Below are 10,614 nucleotides of genomic sequence, written 5' to 3'. Positions count from 1 at the left end.
TCTACACCGCAACTTCCTGGGCTGCCCATTTGCGCAGGATCTGCGCGGTACGCTCCTCGTTGAGGTCGACCATTCGGGCAAGCCGATCCTGCGGCGCCGGCCTGATCTTCTGGCGAAGATCATCGAGCGGTGTCGGACCTGGTCGCGAACCGGGCAAGGCGCCAACCGCGACATTGTCGGCGACCGCCGTGGCTTCCGGCATTGGCAGCGAGCGCTGGACGTCATCGAAGCTGGGGCCCGACAGGGCCGGTGTTGCCTTAGCCGTCAGCGCCGATGCCATTGGCCTCAGGCCGAAGAAGGCGACCAGGAACACCACGACGATGAAGGCGCCGGCGTTGATCAGCGTGCCGGCATGCTGGCCGATGGAATCGAGCATTCCGGCCTGCGGGATCGCCTCGCCCTCCAGCCCGTCGATGAACTCGACAGCCGAGACATCGATGACGTCGCCGCGCTTTTCGTCCAGGCCGGTGGCCGAGGTCACCATCTTCTGGATGTCGGCGACGCGCTTGGCAATCTGCTCCGGCGTGGCGTCCTTGCCGAGTATGGTCATCAGCCGCTGCTGGTTGACGACGACGGCAATGGACATCTTGGTGACGCTGTAGCCGTTGGAGACGGTGGCGATCTTCTTTGAATTGATCTCGTAGTTGGTGATCTCTTCTCTGCGATCGTTCTGCGAAGAGGACTGCGGACCATCGGTGGCGGTTGCCTGGGTCTCGGGCAGGTTCTGTTCGACGCTGGCCGGGGTCGAGGCCTGCTTCTGATTGTTGTTCTCGTTGGCGCGCACCGATTGCACCGAGCGTTCGACGCGGGAGTTCGGATCGAAGATGGTTTCTTCGGTCTGGCGGGTGTCGGTGTTGACCTCGGCCTTGACGCTGGCGCGGAAATTATCGGGGCCGAGATAGGCAGTCAGCGCACGGCGGATGTTGTCGCCGATCTGAGCCTCGACGGTCTGCTCGACGCCGAGCGTGCGGGCGGCGCTGGTGTTGGAAGGGTCATCGCCCGCGGCCAGCAGATTGCCGCTGGAATCGAGCACCGTCACCTTGTCGGCCGACAGGCCGGGGACGGCGGCGGCAACGAGATGGCGGATCGACATGGCGCTCTTCTCGGCGTCGATGCCGGCGTAGCGGATGACCACCGAGGCGGAAGGCTGCTGATCGTCGCGGCGGAAATTGGCGCGTTCGGACATGACGATATGGACGCGCGCCGCCTTGATGCCCGATATCGACTGGATGGTGCGGGCGATCTCGCCTTCCAGCGCACGCGCGCGGGTGATCTGCTGCATGAAGGAGGTGAGGCCGAGCGAGCCGACATTGTCGAACAGTTCGTAGCCGGCATTGGCGCTTGTCGGCAGCCCCTTTTCGGCCAGCAGCATGCGCGCCTGCGCGGTGGTGCCGGCCGGCACCAGCACCGAGGTTCCGTCGGCACCGACGTCGAAGCCGATGCCGGCTTCGCCCAGCACCAGGCCGATCTGGTTCACGTCGGCGCGGTCGAGGCCGACATAGAGCGTGTCGTAGGCGGGGCGGTTGAGATAGACCGAGGCGATGCCGATGACACCCATCACCAGAACCGCGATGCCCGCCAGCATGGCGAGGCGCTTCACGCCAAACCCGCGGAGATTCGAGATGATGCTCTGGATCTGTTCCGGCACGGTTCAACGACTCCCAGCATGATTGTCCGCCGGAACAGTAGTCTTCGAAGCTTGTGCGAAAATGAAATCGGGCCGCGCTTGCGACGCGGCCCGTCAATCGGGATGAGTGGGGATCGCGCTGGTGGCGCCTGTGATCAGTTCTTGAACAGCGACAGGATCGACTGCGAGGCGCTGTTGGCGATCGACAGCGCCTGGATGCCGAGCTGCTGCTGCACCTGCAATGCCTGCAAGCGGGTCGATTCCTTGTTCATGTCGGCATCGACGAGCTGGCCGACGCCGCGGTCGATGGAGTCCATCAAGCTCTGGGTGAAGGTCTTCTGTAGGTCGATGCTGCTCTTGGCGGCGCCGAGGATGGTGGCGGAGTCGGTCAGCTGAGCCATGACCTTGTCGATCCTATTCACCATCTGCGTGATGATATCGTCGGTCACCCCGGCCGCCGTGATATCGAGGTTGTAGGCCGAGATGTTGTCAATCTTGGCGGGGGTGCCGGTAACAGCGGCCTGGCCCGCGGTGTTCGCGGCGATATCAGTCCCTCCGCCGGCGATCGCGGCAGCATAGGCTGTGTCATACTCCGTCTGGGCGGCTCCTGTGGAATAGATGGAAGTCTGGCGATCGAGGGTGCCATAGTTCTTCACGTCGCTGGCAAGGCCGTAGTCAAAGAGCTTAGTGCTCTCGACATCGATGTCGATCGTTCCGATCGAGATGGCGCCGGATGAGGAGCGATTGAATGAAGAAACAATCTGGGAGTCGGGCTGGACGCCGTCATTGGCGGCCGCGACCTGCTTGGAGGTCACCGCAAGGAAATTAGATCCCGAGAAGGTGGCTGCATCTGCAAAGGACTTCATCTGCGCCTGAAGGGCCTTGATCTCGGTCTGGGTCTTCGCCTTGGCGGCATCCGTCTGGCCGACGGTCGAGAGCACCTTTGTCTTGATCTGACCGATCGTCGTCAGCACATTGTTCAAGCCGGTGTAGGCGGTATCGACTTTCGAGGCGCCGAGGCCGAGTGCGTCCTGGACCGTCGACAGGGCCTGATTGTCCGAACGCATCGTGGTGGCGATCGACCAATAGGCGGCGTTGTCGGAGGCCTGCGAGACCCGATAGCCCGTCGATATACGAGCCTGCGTCTGTTCGAGCGACTTGCTTGTGGCGCTGAGGCTTTGGAGTGCGGTTAACGCCGAAGCGTTTGTCATGATGCTCGCCAAGAAAGTCGCTCCTTCTCAAAAGCCGACATGCTCAGACACGCCGGATAGGACTGTTCAACGCTGCTATCGTGCCGGTAGGGCCGATTCGCCAACTGTTGTAAGCTATTGGTTAACCATAATTAGCGCGACATGGTTAACAGCCTGTTAAACGCTGGCTTCCAGAGTTAAGGAGCGACGGTTGCGCGGGGCTGGAGAAAAACGCAAATCGGGCCGCGCTTTTGGGGGGGCCCGATTTCTTGGTGCGAAATGTGGTGGAGCGGAGGCGATTAGCCGCGGAAGAGCGACAGGATCGACTGCGAGGAACCGTTGGCGATCGACAGCGCCTGGATGCCAAGCTGCTGCTGGACCTGCAGGGCCTGCAGACGGGTCGATTCCTTGTTCATGTCGGCGTCAACGAGCTGGCCAATACCGCGATCGATGGAGTCCATCAGGTTCGAGGTGAAGGTCTTCTGCAGGTCGATAGAGCTCTTGGCGGCGCCGAGCTTGGTGGCGGCGTTGGTCATGTCCTTGAGCGCCGCGTCGACGACGGTCATCTGCTGCGCGATCTGACTATCGCTGGCAGCAACGCCACCCGAGAAGATGGTCAGCGAGGCGACCGAATAGGTATCGGTGACCAGTGCAGCCGCGCCCAGGGCTGACTGCGAGCCCGAGGCTGCGGCCGCAGCGCCGGTGGTGCCGAGGCGGGCCGTGTCGAGGATGCCCTTGGCGGTCGGCGCGGCGCCGGCGTCATAGAGCTTGATGCTTTCCACTTTGACGTCGATGGTCGAGATCGAAACCGCACCGGTGGAGCTGCGATTGAAGGCCGAAACGATCTTGACGTCTGCCGCCGTGCCCGAAGCCGTGGACACCGACAGCATGTTGGTGCCGGAGAAGGTGGCGCCGTCAGCGTAGGCTTTCAACTGGTTCTGAAGAGCGGCGATTTCGACCTGGGTTTTTTCCTTGGCCGCATCAGTCTGACCGTAGGATGCGGTCAGCTTCTGCTGGATCTGGTTGATCGTGCTGATCGCGCTGTTCATGCCGGTGTAAGCGGTGTCGACCTTCGAAGCGCCGAGGCCGAGCGAGTCCGAAACGGTGGACATTGCCTGGTTGTCGGAACGCATCGTGGTGGCGATCGACCAGTAAGCGGCGTTGTCGGAGGCCTGCGAGACCTTGTAGCCGGTCGAGATGCGGGACTGGGTGGCTTCGAGGTTCTTGTTGGTGGAGTTCAGGCTCTGCAGTGCCGTCAACGCGGCAGTGTTCGTCATGATGCTGGACATGGCTACTCGTACCCTGATTTTACACGTGTTTTTTTGACATACCGGCTCTACCGGTATGACGGTGCGGCATCATGCCAATGATCTCTGGAAATCGATCACCCGCCATCTGCGAGCGAATATGCGGGCAAGTCCCTACCAAAGGGCTAAACCGGACGGTTAATCGAAAATATATTGCGTGAATTCTGCGCCGGAGTAGCGCGCCAGAGCGGCGCTGGAGGATTCAGTCGCCCGGGATCAGTTGAAGGAGCGCACCAGACTGCCGACGAGCAGATTCCAGCCGTCGATCAGGACGAAGAACAAGATCTTGAACGGCAGCGACACCACTGTCGGCGGCAGCATCATCATACCCATCGCCATGGTGATCGTCGCGACGATCATGTCGATGACCAGGAATGGCAGCACGATCAGGAAGCCGATCTCGAAGCCGCGCCGGATCTCCGAGATCATGAAGGCGGGCACGAGAATGCGGAGGTCGACGGTGTCGCGCGAAACTGTCTGGCCGCGCTCGCGGGCGAGATCGGCGAACAGGTCGAAGTCCTTGTCGCGCACGTTGTGCAGCATGAAGGTGCGGAACGGATCCGAAATCCTCTCGAACGCCTCGGTCTGGGTGATCTGGTTGTCCATCAGCGGCTTGACGCCGGTGTTCCAGGCCTGATCGAAGGTCGGCGCCATGACATAGAAGGTCATGAACAGCGACAGCGAGATGAGAATGAGGTTTGCCGGCGTCGACTGCAGGCCGATGCCGGCGCGCAGAATCGAGAAGGCGATTACGAAGCGGGTGAAGCTGGTCACCATGATCATCAGGCCCGGCGCCACCGACAGCACGGTCAGCAGGCCGAACATCTGGATGATGTAGCCGACGGTGGTGCCATCGGCCTTACCGATGCCGCCGAGATCCAGCTGCTGGGCCGCCGCGACGGACGTGGCGGCGGCGATCAACGCCATGGCGAGAAGGAACTTTCTCATTCGAGCAGCAATGTCCTGATGAGAACCTGTTTGGCGTGACCCTGGCTGCGGATCGAGGCGCGTTCCTCGAGATCGGCCTTCAGGTGCTGGTAGCCGCTGGCGCCCTCGATCTGATGCATCTTCAAGGTGCGCACCAAGGCCAGAAGATCCTGGTGGATGTCGTCCGACATTGCCTGTGGCTGCGGCCCATCATAGACGACGGAGACCTCCATCCTGATCCAGGTATCGGCAGGCGAAGCGATGTTGGTGGTGATCGGCGCCAGCACGACGAGCGTTGGCCCCACGCCTGGCTGCTCGGCCGCAGCCTGCTGCTCGGTCTTGCCTTGGTTCTCAGGCGCCGCCGGTACCGTCGGAGGTGCGCCGACGCCCTTCAGGTAGCCGCCGGACATCCAGCCCATGCCGATGGCGGCCGCCGTCACAACCAGCAGCATGCCGCCCTGGACGGCGAGCGAAGGACCCTTGCGGGGCTGAACCTGTTCGATATTTGCCACGGCTCGGTGTTCCCCAATCCTAGAACGGAAGAACCTGGTCGAGCACCTGCTGGCCGTAGGCAGGTTGCTGGATCTCGGTGATGCGGCCGCGTCCGCCATAGGAGATGCGCGCTTCGGCGATGCGTTCGTAGGGGATGGTGTTTTCGGCGCCGATATCGGCCGGCCGCACGATGCCGGCGATGGTGAGCACCCTGAGTTCGGCGTTGACGCGCACTTCCTGCGATCCCTTGATCATCAAATTGCCGTTCGGCAGGACATTGATGACGATGGCAGCGACATTGAGATCCAGGGTTTCCGATCGCTTGATCTCGCCATCAGCCGTCGTGTCCGTGGTGGAGTTCAGAGCGCCAGCACCCTTGCCGGCGGTGCTGCCGATCTTGTCCCATTGCGCGCTGATATCGAAACCGAGCTTGCGGTTGGCAGTGCGGCTCCTGTCGTTCTGGTTCTTGAAGTTGGCGCGGTCATTGATCCTGATCTTGACGGTCAGGATGTCGCCCTGGGACAGCGCCCGCGGATCGGTGAACAACCGGCTCTGGCGGTCATCCCACAGCGAGAATTTCCTGGGCGGCGCAGGCGGCGTTTCCGGATAGCGATAGAGGGAGGAGTCGGTGCTGCCACCGTCGATGCCGGAGCCGACTGGTGACAGAGCCGGTTCCCTGCCGACCTCCTTCAGGTTGGTTCCACAACCGGACAACATGACGACCGCGCATAGGACGAGCATTTTGCGGATCATGACGGGTCTGCCCTTCGGGCTGCGCTGGCCATGATGCCGGTGAGCGTCGCCGCCGCCTTCTGGTCCATTTCGTTGAGGATGACGCTCGCTTTGCGGGAATCGAGCTTCATCAATATGGCCGCCGCCAGATCGGCGTTGACGATGGCCAGCCGCTCGGCGGCGGCGTCAGGTTTCATGCCGGCATAGATCTGGACCACGCCATCCTCGGCCCGGGCCAGGAAAACCTCGCGTCGCTTGAGCCAGGTCTCGTATTCGGCCTTTTTTTCCTCCAGCGCCTTCATGCGCTGGTCGATGCCGGCCTGGAGCTGTTTCAGTTCCTCCGCCTGCAAGACATAGCGGCGGTCGCGGGCGGCGTCTGCGATGTTGGAGCAAAAACGCTCGATCTCGCTTTGGTCGGGTGCCTTCTCTCGCGCCAATTGCTGCGGCGGCGCTGCGACCGGTGCTCCCGGCAGGACCTGGCGGACCGCCTCCTCACCGCGTGCGGTATCGCCGGCAAAGGGCAGAGCCGCGAGAACGGCGGTCACGAGCAGGATTGCGACGGGGCGATATCTTTCAAGGCGTGAGAAGGAGCGTGTCATCGGCATAGCCTATTGCAGAACCAGGTCGGCCTGCAGGGCGCCGGCCGATTTAATGCCCTGCAGAATGGCAATGATGCCGTCCGGCTTTACGCCGAGCCGGTTGAGACCGGAAACGAGGGTTTGAAGATCGGGACCGTCGAGCACGGCAACGCGGGCGTCGGGCCGGCTGGCTTCGATGGCGGTGAACGGTTCGACGGCGGTCTCGCCCTTGGAGAAGGGCTCGGGCTGCACGATGCGCGGTGCTTCGGTGATGCGCACGGTGAGCGTGCCATGGCTGATGGCGACCCGCGAGATCTTGACGTCGTTGCCGATGACGATGGTGCCGGTGCGCTCGTCGATGACGACGCGGGCCGGCGTGTCCGATTCCACAACCAGGTTCTCGATCTCGGCATAGAAGCGAGCCGCCGAAACACCCTTTGGCCTTCTGATCTGCACGGTGCGCGAATCGCGCTCGGCCGCTACGCGCGCACCGAAACGCTGGCTGGTGTAGTCGTTGATGGCATCGGCGATACGGATGGCGGTCGAGAAGTCGGGATTGCGCAGTTGCAGCGTCAGTGTTGACTGATCGTCGAACTCGGCCTGGACGGCACGCTCGACGATGGCACCGTTGGGCACGCGGCCGGACGTCGGCACGCCTTGCGTCAGCTGCTCGGCCTGTCCCTTGGCGGTAAAGCCGGAAACGATCACCGAGCCCTGGCCGACGGCATAGATCTCGCCGTCCGCCGCCTTAAGCGGCGTCATGATCAGCGTTCCGCCGGCGAGCGAAGTCGCGTCGCCCATCGAGGAGACGTCGATGTCGATGCGAGCGCCCGACTGCACGTAGGGGGGCATGTTAGCGGTGACGATGACGGCGGCGACGTTCTTGGCGCGCGCGCTGCCGCCTTCGGTGGCGATGCCGAGATTTTCGAGCATGGCGCGGATCGACTGTTCGGTGAACGGCGAGTTGCGCAAGCTGTCGCCCGATCCGGCAAGGCCGATGACCAGACCGTAGCCGACCAGCTGGTTGTCGCGCGAGCTCTGCAGTTGGGCGATGTCCTTGATGCGCGAGGCGACCTGGCCCGGCGGCAGCGAACTCGGCCCGGACGAGACCCGAAACATGCGGCTGGTGGTGGCCGGATCATATTCGGGATCGTTATAGACGCCGCCATTCTTGGCGGCGAGATCGCGTTTGGCCTTCGGTGTCAGGCCGTCGGCCAGAGCCGGTTGCAGGCCAAGTACGGCTGCCAATATCAGGGTAAGTCCGCGCATCATGAAGCGCTGACCTGGATGGTTCCATCCGTCATCACCGTGCCGGACAGGATCTTGCCGCTGTCGACGTTGCGGACCTTGACGAGGTCGCCCGCGGCACCTGGCTGCAGTGTCACCGCGGTTGCCGAGATCGTCAGTCCGCCGGCGATGAAGAAGACCTGCACGGACGCACCCTGTTCGACCAGCCAGGCTTCGCGGATGGCGGTAGAAGGGATGTAGCGGCCGGGCAGCAGCGTGCGCTTGGCGACCTTGCCGTCGAGTTCCTCGGCCCTTGTGACGACTCCGTCCGGCTTGTGCTTGCCGGCGATGAGGGTCACCCGTTTCAAGGCCGTAAGTTCGATGGTCTGGCCGGGATAGATGACCCGGTTGGGTATCAGCACGACGTCGCCGACAGGTTGATTGCTGGCGATCTGGGTGGCTGACTGGTCGGCCGACTGGTTTGTCGATTCCTGGGCAAAAGCCGGCATGCCTCCCGCTACCAGCGCAAGGACGAGCGCGGTGCGGCGGAATGCGGACAGGAGGCCGGGCGTCGACATCATGCGTTACCGGATGTTCTTGGAGACGACGGAGGCCATGTCGTCGGCGGCCTGGATAACCTTGGAGTTCATCTCATAGGCGCGCTGTGCCGAGATCAGCTCGGTGATTTCCTTGACCGGATCGACGTTCGAGGCTTCGAGATAGCCCTGCTGGATGGTGGCAAACCCTGGATCGCCCGGGACACCGACATTCGCCGGACCGGAGGCCGTGGTTTCCTGGAACAAATTGTCGCCGAGCGGCGCCAGGCCCGCCTCGTTGGCGAAGTTGGCGATCTGAAGCTGGCCGAGATTCTGGAGGTCGGTCTGGCCGTCGATGCGAGCGAAGACCTGTCCCGTCTTGTTGACGATAACCTCGACGGCATCGACGGGGACGTTGATGGCCGGAATGACGGCAGCGCCGTCGACTGTCACCAATTGGCCTGTCGCGTTGGTGTTGAGGGCGCCGGCGCGGCTGTAGAGCGTGCCGCCGTCGGCGCCTTCGATCTGGAACCAGCCCCTGCCGGTCAGCGCCAGGTCGAAACTGTTGCCGGTGCTGGTCAGTTCGCCCTGGGTGTGAACGTTGCGCACGGCCGTCGTCTTGACGCCGAGGCCGATCGAGACGCCCTCCGGCACCAGCGAGGCATTGGAGCGGTTGGGCACACCCTGCGTGCGATCGACCTGGTAGAGGAGGTCGGAGAATTCGGCACGGGCGCGCTTGTAGCCGGTGGTGTTGATGTTGGCGATGTTGTTGGCGATGACTTCCAGATTTGTCTGCTGGGCATTCATGCCGGTGGCGGCGATGGCGAGTGCTTTCATGGCGGAATTCCTCAGATGCCCATTCGACTGACTTCGAGATAGGCGGAAACCACCTTGTCGCGGATGGCGACGGCGGTCTGCAGCGCCTGCTGCGCGCTCATCACGGCGTCGACCACCTGCCGGGTGTCGGCGTCGCCCTTGAGCGCCTGTATCGACACCTGTTCGGCGTTCTGCATCGTGTTGACCGTCTTGGAGGCGGCCTGGCTCAACGCTTCGGCGAAGGAGGTGCCGACATTGCCACCGGCCGAAGACGTCGCACTGCCCTGGAGCAGGCTTGTCACCGCATCGTCGCCGCCGATCGGCGACTTGAACTGAAGGGCTGCGAGGCCGCTGATCATTACTGGTTCCTCATCAGGTCGATGGTCATCGAAATAAGGTCGCGGGCCTGCTTGACGACCTGAAGATTGGCTTCATAAGAGCGGTTGGCCTCGGTCATGTCAGCCATCTCGATCAGCACGTTGACGTTGGGCATCTTGACGTAGCCCTTCTCATTGGCGGCCTCGTTGCCGGGCTGGAACTCGACCGGAAAGTCACTGGGATCACGATCGATCGAGTTCACTGCAACCGTCGAGCTGCCGGAGGTCCGGTCGAGCTCGGAGACGAAGCTGATGGTCTTGCGGCGATACGGATCGGAGCCGGGAGCAGTTCCCGTCGACTGGGCGTTGGCTAGGTTTTCGGAAACGACGCGCAGCCGCTCCGATTGGGCGCCGAGGCCGGATGCTGCGACTTTGAGGGCTGCGGTCAGCGCGTCCATGGTCAGCTCTTCACCGCCATCATCATCATGGAATGGAACGCCTTGACGATCGCCGTGTTGAGCTCGAAGGAGCGGCGCACCTCGCCGGCCTTCATCAACTGGTCTTCCAACACGACCGAGTTCTTGGACGGCATGATGACGCCGTCATCTTCCTGCGGCTTGATGGTGAAGCCGGCATTGGTCGCTGCGTTACCGAGATGACCGGCCTGTGTGGCCTGAAGCGACACGGCTGTGCGGTCGAGCACCTTTTCGAACGGTTCGACATCGTTTGCCGTGTAGCCCGGCGTGTTGGCGTTGGCGATGTTGCCGGCGACGGCCGACTGGCGCACGGCCAGCCACTGGGCTTGCTTGGCGGCGAGGTCGAAAAGGGAAACGGGCTCCATGGGAATCTCCGGGCGGGTTCCCGA

At 62.8% G+C, this 10,614-nt stretch carries 13 protein-coding genes; all 13 read right to left on the bottom strand.

All coding sequences use genetic code 11. The annotated features are described in order from the left end of the window. Nucleotide 1: 1 nt before the first annotated feature. Complete coding sequence (gene fliF, locus NKJ90_RS00335) at nt 2-1,648, bottom strand: flagellar basal-body MS-ring/collar protein FliF (protein ID WP_023761693.1); 1,647 nt, start codon at nt 1,646-1,648, stop codon at nt 2-4. A 134-nt stretch (nt 1,649-1,782) separates the two neighbouring features. Then, nucleotides 1,783-2,850, bottom strand: coding sequence for a flagellin N-terminal helical domain-containing protein (locus NKJ90_RS00330; protein WP_031260865.1), 1,068 nt, complete (start codon nt 2,848-2,850; stop codon nt 1,783-1,785). Between the two features lie 266 nt (nt 2,851-3,116). Next, a complete protein-coding gene (locus NKJ90_RS00325; RefSeq protein ID WP_023761691.1) occupies nt 3,117-4,106 on the bottom strand; it encodes a flagellin N-terminal helical domain-containing protein in 990 nt (329 codons plus the stop codon). A gap of 234 nt (nt 4,107-4,340) precedes the next feature. Next, nucleotides 4,341-5,072 carry a flagellar type III secretion system pore protein FliP gene (fliP, locus tag NKJ90_RS00320; protein WP_023761690.1) on the bottom strand — a complete coding sequence of 244 codons (732 nt, stop codon included), beginning with the start codon at nt 5,070-5,072 and terminating at the stop codon, nt 4,341-4,343. Then, nucleotides 5,069-5,563 carry a flagellar basal body-associated FliL family protein gene (locus NKJ90_RS00315; protein ID WP_023761689.1) on the bottom strand — a complete coding sequence of 165 codons (495 nt, stop codon included), beginning with the start codon at nt 5,561-5,563 and terminating at the stop codon, nt 5,069-5,071. The genes fliP and NKJ90_RS00315 overlap by 4 nt, the downstream gene beginning before the upstream one ends. 19 nt (nt 5,564-5,582) lie before the next feature. Beyond that, on the bottom strand, nt 5,583-6,296 hold the full coding sequence (flgH, locus tag NKJ90_RS00310; protein ID WP_023761688.1) for a flagellar basal body L-ring protein FlgH: 714 nt from the start codon (nt 6,294-6,296) through the stop codon (nt 5,583-5,585). Continuing rightward, complete coding sequence (locus tag NKJ90_RS00305; RefSeq protein WP_023761687.1) at nt 6,293-6,880, bottom strand: MotE family protein; 588 nt, start codon at nt 6,878-6,880, stop codon at nt 6,293-6,295. The genes flgH and NKJ90_RS00305 overlap by 4 nt, the downstream gene beginning before the upstream one ends. 3 nt (nt 6,881-6,883) lie before the next feature. After that, nucleotides 6,884-8,125: a flagellar basal body P-ring protein FlgI gene (locus NKJ90_RS00300; RefSeq protein ID WP_023761686.1), complete on the bottom strand. Its 1,242-nt coding sequence runs from the start codon at nt 8,123-8,125 to the stop codon at nt 6,884-6,886. Then, nucleotides 8,122-8,661, bottom strand: coding sequence for a flagellar basal body P-ring formation chaperone FlgA (gene flgA, locus NKJ90_RS00295; RefSeq protein ID WP_023761685.1), 540 nt, complete (start codon nt 8,659-8,661; stop codon nt 8,122-8,124). Before flgA ends, NKJ90_RS00300 begins: the two co-directional genes overlap by 4 nt. Before the next feature lie 3 nt (nt 8,662-8,664). Beyond that, nucleotides 8,665-9,453: a flagellar basal-body rod protein FlgG gene (flgG, locus tag NKJ90_RS00290; RefSeq protein ID WP_013529795.1), complete on the bottom strand. Its 789-nt coding sequence runs from the start codon at nt 9,451-9,453 to the stop codon at nt 8,665-8,667. An 11-nt stretch (nt 9,454-9,464) separates the two neighbouring features. Then, a complete protein-coding gene (gene fliE / locus NKJ90_RS00285; RefSeq protein WP_023761684.1) occupies nt 9,465-9,791 on the bottom strand; it encodes a flagellar hook-basal body complex protein FliE in 327 nt (108 codons plus the stop codon). Beyond that, complete coding sequence (flgC, locus tag NKJ90_RS00280; protein WP_023761683.1) at nt 9,791-10,207, bottom strand: flagellar basal body rod protein FlgC; 417 nt, start codon at nt 10,205-10,207, stop codon at nt 9,791-9,793. The genes fliE and flgC overlap by 1 nt, the downstream gene beginning before the upstream one ends. 2 nt (nt 10,208-10,209) lie before the next feature. Continuing rightward, complete coding sequence (gene flgB / locus NKJ90_RS00275; protein ID WP_023761682.1) at nt 10,210-10,590, bottom strand: flagellar basal body rod protein FlgB; 381 nt, start codon at nt 10,588-10,590, stop codon at nt 10,210-10,212. Between the last annotated feature and the right edge of the window lie 24 nt (nt 10,591-10,614).

Source organism: Mesorhizobium sp. M0051 (assembly GCF_040323235.1).
Lineage (GTDB): Bacteria > Pseudomonadota > Alphaproteobacteria > Rhizobiales > Rhizobiaceae > Mesorhizobium.
Note: the sequence above shows the minus strand (reverse complement) of the source record. Positions and strands in the feature narration are given on the sequence as shown.